The organism is Microlunatus speluncae (assembly GCF_009299835.1).
Lineage (GTDB): Bacteria > Actinomycetota > Actinomycetes > Propionibacteriales > Propionibacteriaceae > Microlunatus > Microlunatus speluncae.
In genome coordinates this window covers 132,929-151,840 of sequence record NZ_VKCZ01000001.1, presented here as the reverse complement: position 1 = coordinate 151,840, position 18,912 = coordinate 132,929, and the positions used below count along the sequence as shown (strand labels likewise).

The 18,912-nt window shown below is 69.6% G+C and carries 20 protein-coding genes; 8 read left to right on the top strand and 12 right to left on the bottom strand.

Annotated elements, in window-relative coordinates; translation table 11 throughout:
- Nucleotide 1 precedes the first annotated feature (1 nt).
- From FNH24_RS00680 to FNH24_RS00660, 5 genes are all read right to left on the bottom strand, one after another.
- Entirely contained in the window at nt 2-1,015 is a 1,014-nt protein-coding gene (locus tag FNH24_RS00680) for an adenylosuccinate synthetase (RefSeq protein WP_152360205.1), read from the bottom strand.
- Nucleotides 1,012-1,872: a TrmB family transcriptional regulator gene (locus tag FNH24_RS00675; RefSeq protein WP_152360204.1), complete on the bottom strand. Its 861-nt coding sequence runs from the start codon at nt 1,870-1,872 to the stop codon at nt 1,012-1,014. Before FNH24_RS00675 ends, FNH24_RS00680 begins: the two co-directional genes overlap by 4 nt.
- A 72-nt stretch (nt 1,873-1,944) precedes the next feature.
- A complete protein-coding gene (locus FNH24_RS00670; RefSeq protein WP_217427979.1) occupies nt 1,945-3,057 on the bottom strand; it encodes a M48 family metallopeptidase in 1,113 nt (370 codons plus the stop codon).
- 158 nt (nt 3,058-3,215) lie between these two features.
- Nucleotides 3,216-3,653 carry a nitroreductase family deazaflavin-dependent oxidoreductase gene (locus tag FNH24_RS00665; RefSeq protein WP_152360202.1) on the bottom strand — a complete coding sequence of 146 codons (438 nt, stop codon included), beginning with the start codon at nt 3,651-3,653 and terminating at the stop codon, nt 3,216-3,218.
- Nucleotides 3,654-3,708: 55 nt separating this feature from the next.
- Nucleotides 3,709-5,118, bottom strand: coding sequence for an MFS transporter (locus FNH24_RS00660; protein ID WP_217427978.1), 1,410 nt, complete (start codon nt 5,116-5,118; stop codon nt 3,709-3,711).
- Between the two features lie 71 nt (nt 5,119-5,189).
- On the opposite strand from FNH24_RS00660, the gene FNH24_RS00655 reads away from it, so the two are divergent.
- On the top strand, nt 5,190-6,074 hold the full coding sequence (locus FNH24_RS00655; RefSeq protein ID WP_152360201.1) for an LLM class flavin-dependent oxidoreductase: 885 nt from the start codon (nt 5,190-5,192) through the stop codon (nt 6,072-6,074).
- Between the two features lie 182 nt (nt 6,075-6,256).
- Nucleotides 6,257-6,748 carry a MarR family winged helix-turn-helix transcriptional regulator gene (locus FNH24_RS00650; RefSeq protein ID WP_246186685.1) on the top strand — a complete coding sequence of 164 codons (492 nt, stop codon included), beginning with the start codon at nt 6,257-6,259 and terminating at the stop codon, nt 6,746-6,748.
- A 9-nt stretch (nt 6,749-6,757) separates the two neighbouring features.
- On the opposite strand, the gene FNH24_RS00645 is transcribed toward FNH24_RS00650, so the two are convergent.
- Together FNH24_RS00645 and FNH24_RS00640 are read right to left on the bottom strand one after the other, a co-directional pair.
- Nucleotides 6,758-7,339, bottom strand: a complete 582-nt coding sequence (locus FNH24_RS00645; RefSeq protein WP_246186719.1) for a DUF6506 family protein — start codon at nt 7,337-7,339, stop codon at nt 6,758-6,760.
- 82 nt (nt 7,340-7,421) lie between these two features.
- The gene (locus tag FNH24_RS00640) at nt 7,422-8,057 is read right to left on the bottom strand and encodes a DUF2461 domain-containing protein (protein WP_152360199.1); all 636 of its coding nucleotides are present in this window, start codon (nt 8,055-8,057) and stop codon (nt 7,422-7,424) included.
- 95 nt (nt 8,058-8,152) lie between these two features.
- Between FNH24_RS00640 and FNH24_RS00635 the strand changes: the two genes are divergently transcribed.
- Nucleotides 8,153-9,664: a M81 family metallopeptidase gene (locus tag FNH24_RS00635; protein ID WP_152360198.1), complete on the top strand. Its 1,512-nt coding sequence runs from the start codon at nt 8,153-8,155 to the stop codon at nt 9,662-9,664.
- Here FNH24_RS00635 and FNH24_RS00630 read toward each other — a convergent pair.
- The gene (locus FNH24_RS00630) at nt 9,646-10,272 is read right to left on the bottom strand and encodes a MerR family transcriptional regulator (protein ID WP_152360197.1); all 627 of its coding nucleotides are present in this window, start codon (nt 10,270-10,272) and stop codon (nt 9,646-9,648) included. The genes FNH24_RS00635 and FNH24_RS00630 overlap by 19 nt on opposite strands.
- A 147-nt stretch (nt 10,273-10,419) precedes the next feature.
- Here FNH24_RS00630 and FNH24_RS00625 point away from each other — a divergent pair, with 147 nt between their 5' ends.
- The gene (locus FNH24_RS00625) at nt 10,420-10,926 is read left to right on the top strand and encodes a DUF4188 domain-containing protein (protein ID WP_152360196.1); all 507 of its coding nucleotides are present in this window, start codon (nt 10,420-10,422) and stop codon (nt 10,924-10,926) included.
- A 24-nt stretch (nt 10,927-10,950) separates the two neighbouring features.
- Nucleotides 10,951-11,478 carry a DoxX family protein gene (locus FNH24_RS00620; RefSeq protein WP_152360195.1) on the top strand — a complete coding sequence of 176 codons (528 nt, stop codon included), beginning with the start codon at nt 10,951-10,953 and terminating at the stop codon, nt 11,476-11,478.
- Here FNH24_RS00620 and FNH24_RS00615 read toward each other — a convergent pair.
- From FNH24_RS00615 to FNH24_RS00600, 4 genes are read right to left on the bottom strand one after another with little or no spacing between them, the layout of a single operon-like run.
- Nucleotides 11,411-12,124 (bottom strand): glycerophosphodiester phosphodiesterase, encoded by a 714-nt coding sequence (locus FNH24_RS00615; RefSeq protein ID WP_152360194.1) that lies wholly within the window; start codon nt 12,122-12,124, stop codon nt 11,411-11,413. The two genes, FNH24_RS00620 and FNH24_RS00615, sit on opposite strands and share 68 nt — an antisense overlap.
- Before the next feature lie 26 nt (nt 12,125-12,150).
- Nucleotides 12,151-13,521, bottom strand: a complete 1,371-nt coding sequence (locus tag FNH24_RS00610) for an ABC transporter substrate-binding protein (protein ID WP_152360193.1) — start codon at nt 13,519-13,521, stop codon at nt 12,151-12,153.
- An 8-nt stretch (nt 13,522-13,529) separates the two neighbouring features.
- The gene (locus tag FNH24_RS00605) at nt 13,530-14,438 is read right to left on the bottom strand and encodes a carbohydrate ABC transporter permease (protein WP_152360192.1); all 909 of its coding nucleotides are present in this window, start codon (nt 14,436-14,438) and stop codon (nt 13,530-13,532) included.
- A complete protein-coding gene (locus FNH24_RS00600; protein ID WP_246186684.1) occupies nt 14,438-15,385 on the bottom strand; it encodes a carbohydrate ABC transporter permease in 948 nt (315 codons plus the stop codon). Before FNH24_RS00600 ends, FNH24_RS00605 begins: the two co-directional genes overlap by 1 nt.
- 250 nt (nt 15,386-15,635) lie before the next feature.
- On the opposite strand from FNH24_RS00600, the gene FNH24_RS00595 reads away from it, so the two are divergent.
- From FNH24_RS00595 to FNH24_RS00585, 3 genes are all read left to right on the top strand, one after another.
- Nucleotides 15,636-16,409 (top strand): DeoR/GlpR family DNA-binding transcription regulator, encoded by a 774-nt coding sequence (locus tag FNH24_RS00595; protein ID WP_152360190.1) that lies wholly within the window; start codon nt 15,636-15,638, stop codon nt 16,407-16,409.
- Nucleotides 16,410-17,091: 682 nt separating this feature from the next.
- Nucleotides 17,092-18,231, top strand: a complete 1,140-nt coding sequence (locus FNH24_RS00590; RefSeq protein ID WP_152360189.1) for an LLM class flavin-dependent oxidoreductase — start codon at nt 17,092-17,094, stop codon at nt 18,229-18,231.
- Nucleotides 18,228-18,851, top strand: a complete 624-nt coding sequence (locus tag FNH24_RS00585) for an FMN reductase (RefSeq protein WP_152360188.1) — start codon at nt 18,228-18,230, stop codon at nt 18,849-18,851. The genes FNH24_RS00590 and FNH24_RS00585 overlap by 4 nt, the downstream gene beginning before the upstream one ends.
- Nucleotides 18,852-18,912: the final 61 nt, after the last annotated feature.

Sequence of the window (18,912 nt, the reverse complement as noted above, 5' to 3'; positions counted from 1 at the left end):
GTCAGGCGGCGAGTTCGATCACGTCGCCGAGCCGGTGCCCGGTGTCGAGCAGCGTGACCGGGGCGCCGGTCACCGCTTCGACCCGGCCGATCAGCTGCCTGACTTCCGGGGTGATCGCCGCGGCGTCCCGGGCGCCGCGCATCGACGGGTCGAAGTGGTCGATGAAGGTCAGCGCGATCTTGGTCGGCCCATTCAGCATCGTCGCGTACGCCAGCAGCTCCAGGTCGAGCCGGTCGGCCTTGCGCCGCGGCCGGCCGGTGACGACGCCGTGCTCGGCGATCCCCCGGCGCTGCGCCTCCGCCGCACTGATCTCGTACGGCAGCGGCCCCTCACCGACCCGGGACGGCATCGCCTTCACCACCATGATCACGTCGGTGGCCAGTCGCCAGTTCAGGCCGACGTCGTCCATCGCGGCGGCGCTGGTGCAGTTGTCGGAGGTGGCGCAGGGATAGTCGGCGGAGAAGGCGAGCGACAGCAACGTTCCCTGCGATCCCTCGATGATCACCAGCCGGTCGCTGGCGGCGACCCGGTTGACCTCGACCGCGACGTCGCCGGCATACGGTGCCAGCTCCGGATGATCACCGGCCTGGCCGGCCCGGCGGAGCACGAAGTCGGCGCGGGCGGGGCCGTTGCCGGTGCCGGTGGAGCCGACGGTGGCCATCAGGTGCGCGTCGGCCCGTTCGGCGGCGATGTGCTCCGGCGTGATCACGGCGCAGCGACGGTCGACCAGCACCCGGTCGGCCAGGTCGAAGCGGTCCAGCTCGCCGGCGAACACCTCCGGGTCGACCAGCACGCCGGAGCCGACCGCGACCCGGGTGCCCGGGTTGAGCCAGCCGGTGGGCAGCTGCCGGGCCTTGATCAACCGGCCGTCGTCGGTGGTCACGCTGGCGCCGGCGTTGGTGCCGACCCCGGCCCGGACGGCCAGCTCGGCGTCGTGCCGGATCGACTGCTGGGCACAGACCTTGCCCTTGCCCGAATCGCCCCACAGGGCGTCTACGATGATCGTTGCACTCATGCTTGCTCCTCGGTTGACAAGATGTCCGCCACCGCGTCGTCGGTGGCGCCGAACCCCACAAGGGAGATCAATTCCTCGGCCCGGTCGGGCGGCAGCAGCCGGGTCCGCAGCCGGACCAGGTGGGCGCCGAACTCGTCCTCGAGTTGATCACCGAACCGCTCGTAGATGGCCGCCAGGTAGGCCTCGTCCCGGATCACCTTCTCCACCAGGCCGACCAGCGCCGGGTGCTCGGTGACCACGGCGCCGACCGGCTCGTCCAGCGACGCGACCAACGCGGTGCCGAAGTCGACGGCCAACATCAACAGCTGCCCGCCCACGGTCCGGTCCGGGGCCTCGTGCCGATACACCTCGGCGAAGTCGATCTCGGTCTCGCCGAAGACGTTGATCACCACCTGGCGGCCGGACTGGGCCGCGGCCCGCAGGCCGGGGGCGAGCCATTCAAGATCATCGGCCCAGGCGCAGACGGCGACCCGGGAGCGCGCGTCGGCGACCAGCGAGGCGGCGCGGTCGATCACCGTCTCCCGGTCGCGCAGGCTGAAGAAGCCGGCCTGTTCCCGCGGCGCGGCCACGGCGGCGAGATCGGCGATCAGGCTGTCCGCCCGTTCGGCGGTCTGCCGCTTGATCCGGCCCAGCACGGCGGCCGGCGGATGGGCCACGAACCGGGCCGGGGTGCCGTCGCTGACCCGGTCGACGACGCCGCGGTCGGTCAGCCCGGACAGCACTTGATAGACGTTGGCCCGCTGCAGCCCGGCACTCTTGGCCACCTCGTAACCGGTGGCGGACGGATGTTGCAGCAGCGCCAGGTAGACCCGAGCCTCTTGGCTGGAGAAGCCGAGCTCGGCCAGTCGTTCGATCACGTACGACGAGCTTAGGGCACCGTAGTAGCTTCCGCAACTACTATCGGCGAACCGCGCGGATCAGGGGGCCGCCTAGGCGGCTCCCGGATCGCTGGGCACGGGTCCGGCGTCGGCGCTCCGGGACAGCGCGGGCTGGGCCAGTTGCAGGTCCCGGATCCCCGGCAGTTGGGAGTAGTCGACGCCGGGGAAGCGGCCGAACTGCTGCTCGCGCACGGTGCCGTCGGCGGCCGCCCGGTCGAGCAACGCGATCGCCTCGTCCGGCGTCGGGTAGCGGCCGGACCGGGCACCTCCGGCCGGGAGAGCCGCGACGAACTGCGTCTTGCGGCCACCGCCGAACCCGGGCCGGAACCATATCCGCCCGGGACGGGACCGGTCTCGCAGGGCGTTCGCGCGCCAGGTGCTCGGCGGGTGACTGAGTTGCCAGTTCACCACGTGGACCCACAGGCCCTTCTCGGTCGCGGCCCGGTCGCACAACTCGTGGAAGTTCACGTGCGCGTTCAGGTATTTGCCCGCCGCGAGCGTACCCATCACGCCGGGAGCCCCGGGCGCCGCAGCGAGGTAGCCGAAGTTGTCCGCCGTGTACTCCTGGGCCCGGGAGAACGCCGGGCCCAGAATCGGAAGCTGACGCAACAGGGTGGTGAACACCAGCCGGAAATAGGAGGTATGGCCGGCCGCGATGTGCCCGACCTCGTGCCCGATCACGAACCGGAGGGCCTCCGGGTCGCGAGCCTGGCCGCCGACCTCGAACAGGTCCGAATTCACGGCGACGAACCGCCGGAAGCCATGACCGACGGCGAAGGCGTTGATCGTGCCGTTGCCGAGAGTCACATAGGCATCCGGCACCCGCCGCAGGCCGAACGTCCGCGCTGCCTCGGCGACCATCCGATAGCCCTCGGGAAACTGACTCGGAGTCATCCGGACCGCCTGTGTCCGCAGCTTCCCGTACTCCAGGGCCCGAAACACCCAGATCGGGATCGGGGCCAGGAGGGCGAGCGACAGCGGAGTGCCGAAGGGCTCCGGGATCGCATCCCAGACGCCGCCCGCTGGTGCGGCGGCGGCCGTGGTGGCGACGATCGCCAAGCCGATCAGTCCGATCAGGAGGCCGATCACCAACAGCTTGGTCTCGCTCGGATGACGAATCCGCCGCTGTCCGAAGAAGCCGTGGCTGGTGGAGCCGTTGAACATCGTCGGTGCCCCCGGAGGCCGGGGGCGCGCCGATGGCTCAGAAGAGTCCGCAGTGGTCATGGCCGGTGATCGTAGGGGAACGGCGATCAGCGTTGTTGCAGGTCCGGGGGCTCGGCAGCCTGGCGGTCACCCGCGACGGGCCCTACGACCTCCCCGGATCAGGGCTCGGGGGTGAGCCGGAAGACCGGGTGTTTCGGCAGGGCGGCGGTGAGCTCGGCGTCGCTCGAGGCCTCGGTGACGTCCCAGTACGGATGGGTCACCGGCACCGCGTGCAGGTAGGCGCGGATCACCGGCACCGCCTCGGCGCCGGTCACCTCGCTCGCCCGCCAGGAGGTCTCGGCGCCGGCCCGGCGCAGGGTGAGGGTCTCGGCCGCGCGGACGTTGTGCACCCAGTTGACGAGCCCGTACGGCGAGACCAGCCAGGAGGATCCGTCGACCTCGAGCACGTCGACCGGCAGCGACCGCGGCTCACCGGAGCGGCGGCCGCGAACGGTCAGGATCTGCCGGAACTCCGCGCCGAGCCCACGGTCGGTCAACCAGCGGTAGATCCCGTTGATCACCCGCTGGGTGCCGTCCATCCGGTAAGTCTTCGCCATCTGGTTCCCGACCTCCTTCACCCGCCCGGCCGGCCCGCAGCGGTCCGGACCCAGGCTAGTCGGAGCCGGAGGCCACCTCGGCCGGGCGGACGGCGCGCCGCGCCGGGATGGCCCCGATGGCGATGATCACCGCGAAAACGATCATCAGCAGCTGGGCCGAACGGATGATCGACGGCGATCCCAGGTTGACCAGCACACCGGCGAGAGCGGCACTGAACGCGTTGGCGATGATCAACACCGTGTTGATCGCCGCGGCCGCCTTGGCTCCCTGCTCCTCGTCGGAGGTGCTGCCCAGGGCGGCGACGGTCAGGTGCGGGAAGGCCATGCCGATGCCGGCCCCGGCCGCGAACAGGGTGACGAACCAGCCCGCGATCAACACGGCACCGGCGTCCTCCCGCTGCAGCAGCCCGTACGCCAGCAGACCGGTGGCCAGCAGCAGCGGACCCGCGGTGATCAAGAGCCGCACCCGGCCGGTCCGGGCGCCGGCGCTGATCATCTGGGTCAGCGACCAGCCGAAGGAGAGGGCGGCACCGAGCAGTCCGGCGATCAACGGATCGAGGCCGCCGATCTCTTGGCCGAACAGCGGCAGGAAGGCCTCGGTCCCGATCCCGAAGGCCAGCACCGCGACCGCCAGATAGACCCATTTCAGCGGCGACCGGGCCTCGAAGACCAGCTTGGGCAGCACCGCCGACCGGGACCGCCGTTCCCAGGCCAGGAAGGCCACGGTGAGGCCGGCGCCGATCAGGACGACGACCACCGTCGCGACCAGGCTGGGCAGGATGCTGGCGACGCTGACCGCGGCGACCGCCGTCGTCAGCAGCACCAGCGACCCCACCGGCACCGCCTCCTTGGACGCCGAACGCTCGGTCCGAGGCATCGACCTGAGCACCACGCCGGCCAGCGCGACCGAGATCGCGGCGAGCACGATGAACGCCGCCCGCCAGGCACCGAACTGACCGAACAGGCCACCGACGACCGGACCGATGATGTTGCCGATGCCCCACATCGCCGACACCAGGGCCGCCGCTCGGGTCCACAGCCGTTCCGGCAGGGTTCGTTGGATCAACGCGTAGCCGAGACCGGCCAGCAGACCGCCACCCAGGCCCTGGACAGCCCGCCCCACCAGCAGCATCGGCATCGCGACGGCGGCCGCACTGATCAGCGACCCGACCGCGAACAGGCCGAGGGCCAGCAGGTAGGACCGGACCGCCCCCTGGGTGGTGAGCAGCCGACCGACCAGCATCGCCATGATCACCGAGGCGACCAGGAAGGCCGTCATGGTCCAGGCGTAGAACTCGATCCCGCCGATCTGTTCGACGATGGTCGGGAGCAGGCTGGTGGTCAGGTAGACGTTGCTGGCTTCGATCAGCACGCCGCCGGCCAGGACGGCGGCGATCGGAGCCAACGGCCCGGTGAGCAGCTCCCGCCAGGTGCCCTGGTTGTTGATCATGGTCTGGTTCGACATGGCACCGACTGTAGAACTTCAAACGCACTTGAAGTCCAGTCCCAGCGCCGACTATTGCTTCGGAGGTCGAAATGATCGTTCGGCACCACGCCTCCCGGGTGACCTGGAATAACCCGGCGGTGCCGAGCGCTGCCTACCGCATGCGCTATGGAGTGTACGTACCGTCCTATGGCCCGTACGGCGACCCGGCCACGCTGCGTGAGCTCGCGGTCGCCGCCGAGGACGCCGGCTGGGACGGCTTCTTCATGTGGGACCTGGTCACCCCGGACACCTACGAACCGCCGTTCGCCGATCCGTGGGTGGTGCTGGCCGCGATCGCGCAGACGACCACCGCGATCAAGCTCGGACCGCTGGTGACGCCGCTGCCCCGGCGCAGGCTGGGCACCCTGGCGTTGCAGGCGAGCACCCTGCAGTCGCTGTCCGGCGGCCGGCTCATCCTCGGCCTGGGCACCGGCGTGGGCTGGGACTACTCCCGCTGGGGCGAGCCGGCGAAGCGCTCGGTGCTGGCCGCCCGACTGGACGAGGGTGCGCCGGTGCTGGCTCGGCTGCTGTCCGGTGAGCCGGTCGAGCACAGCGGTGATCATTTCCAGGTGACCGACGTGCGATTCCCGCCGACAACGGTGCCGATCTGGACCAGTGGTTTCTGGCCGCGCAAGGGTCCGGTCCGCGGTGCCGCCGGCGCGGACGGGCTGTTTCCGCAGATCCGGGACGCCGCCGACGACTTCCGGATCCCCACCCCGGAGGAGTTGATCACCATCCGGGCCGACTTCGAACGCGACGGCGGCCGCCCGGGCGCCGACTTCGTGATCTGGTCGCCGAATCCCGCCTGGGCACCGGATGCGGCCCGCGCCGAGGCGTACGAAGAGGTCGGCGTCACCTGGTGGCTGCAGGACGGCTCAGAGGTCACCCCGGCCGACCTGCTCCGCCGCATCAGGACCGGCCCGCCCCAACGCTGAGCCGCCGTTCCGTTCCCTGAGCCTGTCGCAGGGCCGCTTGTTCCGTTCCCTGAGCCTGTCGAAGCATGTCCTGAGCCTGTCGAAGGGGGCAAGCCCGTTCACTGCCCATCCCCCCGCTCCGGAACCACAACCCGACCTGCCCTTCGACAGGCTCAGGGAACGAACAGCGCTACCCTCGGACCGTGCCGGATGATCAAGTCGATCGCATGGTGGCCGAGTGGGCCGAGGCCGCTCCCGAGTTGGACGTCTCCGTGCTGCAGGTGATCGGCCGGCTGCTGCGCGGCGCCGAACGGACCGAACAACGGCTGACCGCCGCCCTGGCGCCGCTCGGCCTGTCCTACGCCGACTTCGACGTGATCAACACCCTGCGGCGGCGAAACGATCATGGCGGCACGCACCCCCGCGACCTGGCCCGATCGGCCCTGGTCACCTCCGGCGCGATGACCGCCCGGCTCGATCGACTGCTGGACCGCGGCCTGGTCCGGCGCCGGGCCGATGCCGACGACCGGCGGGCGATCCGGATCAGCCTGACCCGCAAGGGTGAGCGGCTCGCGACCGAAGCCCTGGACGCCGTCCTGGCCGTCGACGAGGAGATCCTCGCTCCGCTCTCCGAGCGCCAGCGCACGGCCCTCGCCGCCACCCTCAAGCGAATTGTTCTCCCGCTCGAGTCCTGAGCCGGGGAGTCAGGCGGGGTTGGCCTTCTCGTAGGCGGCCTTGTACGCGGCGGCACCGGTGATCGACTCGAACGGCCAGCTGGTCAGCGTCACCGGGACCCGGTCACCGACCGCCGCGGCGACGCGGGCGGCCGTGGTCAGCGACTCCCCGCCGCAGACCTGGATCAGCTCGGCGCCGGCCGCCACCTCGCGCTCCGCGACGGCGATCACGTCGGCGTTGGGGGCGCCGATCACCGTCGTGGTGCCACCGTCGGCATGCTGGTGGACCAACCGATCCGTGGCCGGGTCGGCACCCTCGTCGCCGAAGATCGTCACCGAGTGCCGGACCGGCGGCGCCCCGAGCGGCACCCCCACCGGGGCCCGGCCGTCGACCGCCTCGATCACCTGCGCGGCTGCGGCGAGGTCGAAGCCGCGGTAGAGCTCGAACAGCCGGGTGCCGTCCGCCGCCAGCTCCGCGGCCACCCCGGCGGCCGCCGTGCCGTCCGGGATCCAGATCAGGCCGGTCACCCCACCGCTGTGCCGCAACTCCTTGCGCACCACCCCGGTCGATTCCGGTGCCAGGAAGAGGAAGGCTTCGTCGTACTGGGACATCTCGATCACTCCAATCAGCTTGCCATCAAGTAGTTCGATGCCAAGCTAAATGCGGGAGCGGCCCGGTGTATTCCCCGGGTGCTCAGCCGGTCGCGTTGGCGGCCACCCAGTCGACCAGCGGCCGGGCCTGCCGCCAGTCCCGGCGGATCCGGTCCGCCAGTTCGGCGGAATGGATGACCGGCTCGAACCCGTACGACTTGTTGATCACCAGCGAACGATGCCGGAGCAACTCGATCCGGGGATGATCACCGGTGAATCCCCGGGGCGAGGTCTTCAGCTGATCGCCGCCGATCTCCCAGCCGGCCCGGCGCAGCTTGGCCAGCAGCCGTTCGAGCGCCGGGCCGTGCACGCCGTCGCCGACCGCCCGCCGGAACCGGGCCAGAGCATCCGGGCCCGCCGAATAGAAGCCGGCCCCGACCCGGACCCCGGCCGCGCTCACGTCGGCGTACCAACCGGTGGCCTCGGCGGTCCGCACGAAGGCCCCCTGGTGGGTCTTGTACGGCGTCTTGTCCTTGGCGAATCGGACGTCGCGGTAGGGCCGGAAGATCTTCGCCGGCCCGAACTCCTGCTCCAGCAGGGCCATCAGGGCGGCCATCGGAACGCGTACCTGCTCGTCATAGACGGCCTTGTGCCGGGTCCAGTACGACCGCGTGTTGTCCAGCTCGAGATCGTCGTAGAAGTCCAGGGCTTCGGTGCTGAAACCGGTGAAGGCCGTCATCGGCGCGATGCTACGCCCGAGCGGGAGGTGGGCCGGAGGCACCCGGACCACGGATGAAATCATGAGGGACCGCCGCCGATCGCCAGGAGTGCCCGATGCCCGAGTCGCCCGCCCGTCTCCCCCGGATCGCCATCGCCGGGCTCGCCGTCGAGTCGTCGACCTTCTCCCCGGCCCGGACGACCGTCGAGTCCTTCCGGCCCAAGCGCGGCGCCGAGATCCTCCAGACCCGGCCGTTCTGGTCGGCCGGCGGGTCACTGGCCGAGGCCGCCGAGTGGGTGCCGATCCTGCAGGGCCGGGCGATTCCCGGCGGACCGGTGCCGGCCGAGGACTATCGGCAGCTGAAACAGGAGATCCTGGCCGGACTGCGTGCCGCGGGACCGCTGGACGGCCTCGTGTTCGACATCCACGGCGCGATGAGCGTGATCGGACTGGACGACGCCGAGGGCGATCTGGCCGTCGCGGTCCGGGAGGCGGTCGGGCCCGACGTCGTGATCAGCACCGGCATGGACCTGCACGGCAACGTGTCCCGCCGGCTGGCGCACACGCTGGACCTGCTCACCTGTTACCGGATGGCGCCGCACGAGGATGCGCTGGACACCAAGGAGCGTGCGGTCCGCAACCTGATCACCCGGCTGGCCCTGCCGGCCGAGCGACGGCGACCGCTCAAGGCCTGGATCCCGGTGCCGATCCTGTTGCCCGGCGAGAAGACCAGCACCCGGATCGAGCCGGCCAAGAGCCTGTACGCCAAGGTCCCGGAGATCGAGGCCAAGGACGGGGTGCTCGATGCCGCGATCTGGATCGGCTATGCCTGGGCCGACGAGCCGCGGAACCAGTGCGTCGTGATGGTGACCGGCGATGATCAGGAAGTGATCAGCCGGGAGGCCGAGCAGCTCGCCGCCGCGATCTGGGAACGGCACGACGAGTTCGCCTTCGTCGCGCCGGCCGATGATCTTGCCGCCTGCCTGGACACGGCGATCGCGGGCCCCGAGCGGCCGTACTTCATCTCCGACTCGGGCGACAACCCGACCGCCGGCGGCGCCGGCGATGTCACCTGGACCCTTGATCAACTGCTGCGCCGCGAGGAGATCGCCGCCGGCCGGGTGAGCGCCACCTATGCCTCGATCCCCGACCCGGAAGCGATCCGGGCCTGCGTCGCGGCCGGCGTCGGCGCCACGGTGACGGTCCAGGTCGGGGCCCAGGTCGACGCCGGGCCGGCCGGGCCGGTGGAGCTGACCGGCGAGGTGCGGCACATCGCGACCGAGGATCCGGATGCGATCACCGAGGTGGTGCTCCGGGTCGGCGGCCTGGACGTGATCATCACCGAACGGCGCAAGCCGTACCACCACGAAGCCGACTTCACCCGCAACGGCATCGACCCGCGAGCCACCGATCTGATCATCGTCAAGATCGGCTACCTGGAGCCGGAGCTGTTCGCGCTGGCCCGGGGGTGGATGCTGGCCCTGACCCCGGGCGGCGTCGATCAGGACCTGGTCCGGCTCGGGCACCACCGGATCAGCCGGCCGATGTATCCGTTCGACACCGCGCCGTACGATCCCGACCTGTCGGCCCGGATCATCCCGATGAGCGATCAGCCCGACGTGGCCTGACCCTTCTCGAAGCGGCGCGCCGAGACGTCGACCTGGGCCAGCCGGCGCAAGGCCAGGAGTAGTGGCTCGACCAGGACGATGCCGAGAGTCACGTACCGGACCGCCGCTTCCTGGGAGTCGGTCGGCACCCGGGCCACCTCGTCCGCCGCGATCTCGTGCATCGCCCGGCCGTAGTTGATCAACTCCAGATCGGACAGCTCGAAGCCCGCCGCGCGCATCCCGGCCAGGGCGGCCGCCAGAGGTCGCAACTGGTCGTCATGATCGGGTTCGAACCACCAGCCGAGCTCGTCGACCAGCGTCCTGGCCTCGGCCAGATCGAGCTCTTCCTTGATCTCCGGCACCAACTGATGGGTCACCGAGCCGAGCAGCTCGTGCATCGACTCCGGCGGATGATCAAGCTCGGCCAACACGTTCTTGGTCGCCGCGATCGACAGGCCGCCGACCCCGAGCAGGGCCCGGACCAGGCCGAGCCGAGCCAGGTGTGAGTCGTCGTAGCGGGCCTGGGTGGCCGAGGTCCGCTCCCCCTCGTGCAGCAGCCCTTCGCGCAGGTAGTACTTGATCGTCGCCACGGCGACCCCACTGGACCGGCTCAGTTCCGAGATCCGCATCGGCATGCCCCTTGCATTGGATAGCTCTACTCTCTAATATTGGAGAGTAGCAGTATCCAATATTACCCCGGGGCCCCCGCGAAGTTGTTCAGGGGAGCGCAGCGGAGGAGAAGAACTTCGTGGGGTGTAAGCGAGAGAGGCTCAACGATGTCGAAGGCACTCACCGGGCGGGCCACCCATTCCTACGACGGCGAACTCGTGGTGTTCCTGATCGGCATGACGATCAACAAGCCGTGGCGGCCGGACCTCTGGGCTCCGGTGTTCCGGGCGATGCCGGGCATGCTGCGCGAGCTGGCCACCGATCCGGAGTCCGGCATGCTCGGCTACCGACTGACCCTGGAAGGCATCCATCCGACGCTGATCCAGTACTGGAGTTCGTTGGACAAGTTGTACGCCTACGCCACCGACTCCGACGCGCGCCACCGGCCGGCCTGGACGGCGTTCAACACCCGGGCTCGCAAGGCGCCCGGTGCCGTCGGGGTCTGGCACGAGACCTTCATCGTCGAGCGGGCCGAGTCGGTCTACAGCGACACGCCGGAGCTCGGCCTCGCCCGCGCGACCCGCCGCATTCCCGTGCTCAGCAAGGGAAACACGGCCCGGCAGCGACTGGGCGGTGGCAGCACTCGAGCGACCGCCGGCCGCCCGACCCACTGATCAGCTTCGACCCGAGGAGTCACCATGGAACCCTTGATCGCCCTGGTCGTCGTGACGGCCATCCTGTACGGACTCGGCCGGGCCGGCGTCCGGCCGCTGCGCCGCTGGCCGGTGCCGCTGCGCGGCGGCCTCGCCGCCATGTTCACGCTGACCGGCGTCGCCCACTTCGTCGGCATGCGGCAGGAACTGATCACGTACGTGCCGCCGATGCTGCCGGAGCCGGCACTGCTGGTGACGATCACCGGCGTGCTCGAGCTGGCCGGCGCGGCCGGGCTGTTGCTGCGGCGGACCGCACCACTGGCCGCCGGCTGTCTGGCGGCCCTGCTGATCGTGATGTTGCCGGCCAACCTGTACGCGACCTTCGCCGGGATCGCGACCGATCCGCTCAGTCAGCCGATCCCGCGGACGATGCTGCAGGTCGTCTTCATCGCCGCGGCACTCACCGTCGTCGCCGTCGAACGGCAGGCCCGGCATGCTGTGGAAGCTACGCCGCTGCTTCCGCTCGAGCAGCGTCCAGCCACGCCCGAGCCGCTCGCGGATCGTCGGCGGTGACCGCGTCCACGCCGACCTCGACCGCCAGCCGGGCCCGGGGCTCGTCGTCCAGCAGCCAGCCCCCAGCGCGCAGGCCTTGATCATGGATCCGCTCGACCGCCTCGGCGGTCAGTCCGGGCCAGCCGGAGAACAGGGTCTGTGCGCCGAGCTCGACCGCCTGCGCCAGCGCCTCCTCGGTGTAGTCGAAGACGATGAAGCCCCGGTTCGCCCACGGCATCACCTCGCCGACCTTGATCAAGTAGTCGAGGTGGAAGCTGGTCAGCAGGCACCGGTCCCGATCCGCGGTCCGCTCATCGAGCACCGTACCCACCACCTCGGCCGCGCCCGGGGCCTTGAGCTCGACCTGCAGCGGCAGCTCGGTCTGCTCCAGCACCTCCTCGAACCGCAGCAACCGGGCTCCCCCGGCCAGCTCGACCGCCCCCAGCTCGGCCCAGGTCAGGTCGGCCACCAGATCTGACCGGGCCTCGTCGGTGACCCGGGCCAGCGTGGCGTCGTGGATCACCACCGGCACGCCGTCGGAACTGAGCCGGATGTCCAGCTCGATCTCGTCGGCGCCGTGCTGCTGGGCCAGGGCCAGGCTCGGTGCCGTGTTTTCCGGGGCGTGGGCCATCGCACCGCGATGGCCGGTGACCGTGATCGGGTTCACCGTGAACAGCTCGCTTCCATCATCGATCAGCGGGAGATCTTGTTCGGATACTGCTTCAGGATACGGTCGGTGCTGCGTCGCAGATCGTTGGCGGTGCCCCTCATGATCACGTCCGGGTCCTCCGGGCTGCCGTAGATCCGCTGGATCGCCGTCTTCATCTTCTGGATCGCTGTCTGGACGTACTTGCGTACGGTGTCCGGGCCGGTCGCGATCTCCAACTGCCGCACGGCGACCGCGTAGTTCGGGTTCTCCGCGACGATCTTCGAGATCGCGGCCGAACCCATCGCCGCCTTGGTCACCGGCATGTATCCGGTGCCGACCGTCCACTCCGACGACTGCTCCTCGGCGGCCAGGAACTTGATCAGCTCGAAAGCAGCCTGCTTGCGCTCCGGCTCGGCGTATTTCATGATCGCCAGGCCGGAGCCGCCGGACGGCACGCCGATCTGGGTCTGTTGCGGCAGGAAGCCGGCCAGCACCGGAAACGGCGACGCCTTGGTGATCTTGGCCAGGGTGCCGGTCGAACCCTCGATGCAGGCCACCATCCCGCTGGTGAAGTCGTTCACGTGGCTCTGGGCCAGGTAGCCGGACTTGTCCACGTGGATCAGGTCGTGGTCGAAGCGCGCCGCGGCCAGGGATTCCGGCGAGTCCAGCACGATCTCGAAGCCGTCGGAGATGCCGCCGCCGAAGCTCCACACCTGGCCCTGGAAATACCAGTCGTCACCGCCGGTGAAGGCCCGCATCCGCGGTGTGCCACCGCGATAGGTCACCCCGGCCAACTGCTGGCCCCAGCCCCGGAACTCGTCCCAGGTCTTCGGCGCCCGCTCCGGCAGCCCGGCCGCGGCCAGGATCTCCGGGTTGACGTAGAGCAGCGGGGTCGACCGGGCGAACGGCGTCCAGTAGATCACGTCGTCGACGATGCCCTCGGCCATCAGTCGATCATGGAACGCCTCCGGCCCGAAGGAGTCGTCGAAGTAGTCGTTCAACGGCTCCAGCGTGTCGTTGAGGAAGTAACGGTTCCAGGAGATGTCGGACAAGATCACCAGGTCCGGGATCTGTCGTGCCTGCAGGCCGGCTGCCAGCTTCTGATCGACGCCGTCATAGCTGTCGAAGGTCTGCACCTCGGCGTAGATGTCGGTCTGGCTCCGGTTGAAGCGGTCGATCAGGCCGGCGAGGATCGGCAGGTTGTCCGCGGTGAACGCACTCCAGAAGACGATCCGCAGCCGGTTGGCGAACTCGCCCGGGATGCTGCCGCTGGGCTGGGAGTAGCCGACCCCGAGCTGGGTGCAGCCGACCAGCGGGACCGCCGCCAGCGCGCCCATCCCGGCCAGGAATCCGCGCCGGCCCATCGCCGCCGCCTGGGTCGAGCCCGGTGTGACGGTCGAACGCTGTGTGATCATGTCCGTCCTCATCGCGAGATCGACGCTCCGGCCAGGCCCGACACGATGTAGCGCCGGGCGATCAGGAACAGGATCAGCATCGGCGTCACCACGAAGATCGTGCCCGCCATGATCGCGCCCCAGTTGTCCACACCCTCGTTGGCCTTCAGGAACAGCAGCCCGATCGTCAGGGTCCGCATCTCGTCGGAGTTGGTGGCGATCAACGGCCAGATGAAGCCGTTCCACTCGTCGATCAGGGCCAGCAGGGCCACCGTGATCACCCCGGGCCGGGCCATCGGAATGACGAAGTTGATCAACCGGCGCAGGTGCCCGGCCCCGTCCAGCTCAGCCGCCTCGAGCACCTCCCGCGGCAGGGTGAGGAAGTGCTGCCGCAGCAGGAAGGTGCCGAAGGCGGAGGCGACGCCGGGCAGGATGATGCCGAGGTAGGAGTTGACCAGGCCGAGCCGGCCGACGGTGATGAAGTTGATCAACAGGGTGACGTGGCCCGGCACCATCAACGCGCCGAGCATCAGCAGGAACAGCACCTTCTTGCCCGGGAACGGGAGGTAGGCGAAGGCGTACGCGGTGAGCACGGCCAGCACCAGTTTGAGGGCGGCGCCGCCGAGGGTGATGATCGCCGAGTTGAGCAGATAGCGCCCGAACGGCGCCGAGGCCCAGGCCTGGGCGAAGTTGCCCAGCTCCAGCGCCCGCGGGAAGAAGGTCAGCGGCCAGCTGTAGATGTCGGCACTCGGCTTGAGGGCGGCGGTCAGCAGCCAGTACAGCGGGATCAGGAAGATCAGACCGACGATGACCAGCAGGATGTAGTTGATCACCCGGCCCGGCGTGACGCGGCGACGCCCGCCGGCCGGAGCGGATCCGGCCTCGGGCGGGGTGGCGGTCGGGTCGGCGAGCCCGGGCACTTCGGTTCGCGTGGCCATCAGTAGTGCACCCTTCGCTCCACGAACCGCAGTTGCACGGCGGTCACCACCAACAGGATCAGGAACATCACCATGCCGCCGGCGGCCGCGTAACCGGCGTCGAAGTTGCGGAAGCCCTGGTCGTAGATGAACCAGCTCAGCGTGGTGGTTGCGCCGCCGGGGCCGCCGCCGGTCATCATCGCGATCACGTCGAAGGACTGGAACGCGCTGATGATCGTGGTCACCGTGACGAAGAAGGTGGTCGGCGACAGCAGCGGGAAGATCACGTGCCAGAAGCCGCGCCACGGGCCGGCGCCGTCCAGCAGCGCGGCCTCGCGCACCTCGTGCGGGATCCCCTGCAGGGCCGCGAGATAGATCAGCGCGACGAAGCCGACGCTCTTCCAGACCGACACGATCAACAGTGCCGGCAGGGCCCAGGTGGTCGACGTCGTCCAGGCCGGCGAGGTCGCGCCGACCAGCTCGAAGGCGGCGCGGGGCAGGCCGTAGTTCGGATCGAAGATGAACAGCCAGATGGCCGCGATCGCGGCCCCGGACAGCACGTGCGGCGCGAACGCCACTGTGGTCACCACCCCGCCGCCACGCAGCCGGGCCGAGAACAGGACCGCGAAGGCCAGCCCGATCGCGCCGCAGCCGAGCACCATGGTGACCACCCAGATCAGCGTGACCATGGCGACCCGGCCGAAGTTGGCGTCGGTGAACAGGTCCGTGTAGTTCTCCAGCGCGACGAACGTGGGCTGCGGCGAGATCATGTCCCACCTGGTCAGGCTGAGGTACAGGTTGCCCAGCACCGGCGCGTACGCGAACACGGCGATCAAGATCAGATTGGGGAAGGCGAAGAGGGCGAACAAGCCGTAGCCGCGCCACCGGAGACGCCTACGGGAGGCGATCCGGGACGGCTCGGCGGGCGAGCCCTGGCTCCGGCCGAGCGGCGGCGCTGTGGCGGTCACGGCGGTATCTTCACACCTGAGTGTGAAGCTGGTCAACAGGTTCCCTCGGCCGGTGTTTTCGGGTTCATTGATCACCTGACCCCGGATTTCCCTTGAATCACGGGCATTCAACCCTGGTCGAGCCGATCTGACCGCTTCGGGATTGACGTCTGACGACGAGAGTTCACCTGTTCGACAACTGTTATTCTTCACAAATCCCGGTGTGAATTCGTCCGCCGGGTGACCATGGTGGCGGACCCGAAGGAGCGCCATGCCCAACCACCGGCGACGTCGCCTGGAAGCCATCCTCGACCGGCTCGCCGTGCGCGGCACGGCGCAGGCCCGGGAGTTGGCCGACGAGTTCGAGGTGTCGGTGATGACCGTGCACCGCGACCTGGACGAGCTGGAGCGCCGCGGCGCGGTCCGCAAGTTCCACGGCGGCGCCACCGTCGTCCGGACCCGCAGCCACGAGATCTCCGCCGCCATCCGGCGCCGGCTCGCCGTCGAGGAGAAGCAGGCGCTCAGCCGGTTCACCGCGCCGCGGATCCAGCCGAATCAAACGATCATGATGGACGACTCCACCACGGTCGAGCCGATCGCGTCCTTGCTGTCCGGGTTGGAAGAACTGCGAGTGATCACCAACTCGCTGACTGTGATCAACAAGCTGGCCGGCGAGCCGGGAGTGATCATCACCGCCCTCGGCGGCCAGTACGACCCGAGCCACGAATCCTTCCTCGGTGTCGGCACCGTCGAGGCCATCCGCGCCCTGCGCGCCGACTCCCTGTTCATCTCCACCACCAGCGTCGACGCCGACGGCATCTATCACCAGGAGGAGTCGGTGGTCGCACTCAAGCTGGAGATGCTCCGCTCGGCCCGGCACCGGGTGCTGCTGGTCGACAGCACCAAGTTCGCCGACGCCTCGCTGCACCGGGTCTGCGGCTGGGACATGATCGACGAGCTGATCGTCACCGACCGCGCCCCCACCGACACCCTCGCCCGGATCGCCCCCCACAACCTCACCATCACCACCGTCCCCCTCCCCTAAGTCCGCCGACCCGTCACATCCGCGGCCCTATTGGCGGCGTGTCGCAGCGGATGTGACGGGTCGCGGGCTTCTGGCGGGACTTGTGGCACGACGTCAGCGCACAGACCGGCGGCGGATTGGGCCCCGACAAGTCGGCCCGGTTCCCGGAGAAGCTCGAGCGGACCGGCGCACGGAGTCGGGGGTCTGGTGGCACGACGTTCCGGGCGGACCAGTGGCACGACCTCGCAGGCGGACCGGGTGGCACGACATGCGCGGCGGGGTCTGATGACCTCGGCCGCGGCTGGTGGCGCCGCAAGGCCGAGGGGAATCCGGACGAGAGGACGCGGAGTGCGAGCCGACCGGGCACCAGGAGCATGCGCGACCGCCGCGTCAACTGGAGTTGCCGTGACGACTGATCGGCAGGTGAGCACCCCTTCGGTGTGCTGCCCACCGAGCCTGGGCCGATGGACGCAGTCCCGCCCGAACCCCGATCCCGACCCGAACGCGGACCCCGCCCCGTACCTTCTCCCCGAGAACCCGGGCGTTCGGAGCCGCTGTCGCCCCGGCGACCCGTCACCTCCGCTTCGACACGCCGCCAAAGGGCCGCGGATGTGACGGGTCGGCGGAATAGGGGGTGGGGTTGGGGCGTTGGGGAGGGCGTAGGTTGTTGAATGGTAAACTAAATGGGTCGTGAGGAGACGAGATGCAGTTCGGGATCTTCAGTGTCGGTGATGTCACCACCGATCCGACCAACGGGCGTACGCCGTCGGAGGCGGAGCGGATCAAGACGATGGTCCGGGTCGCGCTCAAGGCGGAGGAGGTCGGGTTGGACGTGTTCGCGACCGGGGAGCATCACAATCCCCCGTTCGTGCCGTCCTCGCCGACCACGATGCTCGGCTTCATCGCCGCGCAGACCGAGCGGATCATCCTGTCCACGGCGACGACCTTGATCACCACCAACGATCCGGTCAAGATCGCCGAGGACTACGCGATGCTGCAGCACCTGGCCGACGGCCGGGTGGACCTGATGATGGGCCGCGGCAACACCGGCCCCGTCTACCCCTGGTTCGGGGCCGACATCCGCAACGGGATCCCGCTGGCGATCGAGAACTACCACCTGCTGCACCGGCTGTGGCGGGAGGACGTCGTCGACTGGGAGGGCGAGTTCCGGACGCCGCTGCAGTCCTTCACCGCGACCCCGCGGCCGCTGGACGGGGTGCCGCCGTTCGTCTGGCACGGCTCGATCCGCAGCCCGGAGATCGCGGAGCAGGCCGCCTACTACGGCGACGGCTTCTTCGCCAACCACATCTTCTGGCCGACCGATCACTTCCAGCGGCTGATCGAGCTCTACCGCCGCCGGTTCGAGCACTACGGGCACGGGAAGGCGGATCAGGCGATCGTCGGGCTCGGCGGCCAGGTGTTCATGCGGCCCAACTCGCAGGACGCGATCCGCGAATACCGGCCGTACTTCGACAATGCCCCGGTCTACGGCCACGGACCGTCGCTGGAGGATTTCATGGCCCAGACCCCGCTGACCGTCGGCAGTCCACAGCAGGTGATCGAGCGGACGCTGACGTTCCGGGAACACTTCGGCGATTACCAACGGCAGCTGTTCCTGGCCGATCATGCCGGGCTGCCGCTGAAGACCGTACTCGAGCAACTGGATATCCTCGGCGAAGAGGTGGTTCCCGTGCTGCGCAAGGAATTCGACGCGCTCCGACCGGCGCACGTGCCGGACGGCCCCACCCACGCGGCCCGGCTCGCCGCCGCCGATCATGATCAGCAGGCGACCGATCAGACGACGACCACGACGACCCCGGAGACGGAGACGAGCCCCGCATGACGGACAAGATCATGGTGATCTCGGCCGGCCTGAGCCAGCCGTCGTCGACCCGGCTGCTGGCCGACCGGCTCGGTGACGCCACCCGGCGGGCGCTCGGTGATCACGACGTCAGGCTCGAGGCGATCGACCTGCGCGAGTACGCGCACGAGATCACCGATCACCTGCTGACCGGATTCGCCGGCCCGAACCTGAAGGCGGTGCTGGACGAACTGGCCGAGGCCGACGCCCTGATCGCGGTCACGCCGATCTTCAGCGCCTCGTACTCGGGGTTGTTCAAGTCGTTCTTCGACATCGTCGATCCGGATCGGCTGGCCGGCAAGCCGGTGCTGATCGGGGCCACCGGCGGCACCGCGCGGCACTCGCTGGCGCTGGAATTCGCGGTCCGCCCGCTGTTCAGCTACCTGCGCGCGCCGACGGCGCCGACCGCTGTCTTCGCCGCGACGGACGACTGGGGTCAGGTCCGCGGTGCCGCGGCCGGCACCGACCAGCACCTGACCGAGCGGATCGAGCGCGCCGCGGGCGAGCTGGCGGCGATGATCACCGGCGCGACCCCACCGGCCGACCCCGACCCGTACGACTCCCCCGTCCCCTTCGAACGCCTCCTCCACCGCCGCGACTGACCCACCACCCAACCCCGACTTGTCAGAACTAGGGGACGCCAGAGCCTCCCCTAGTTCTGAC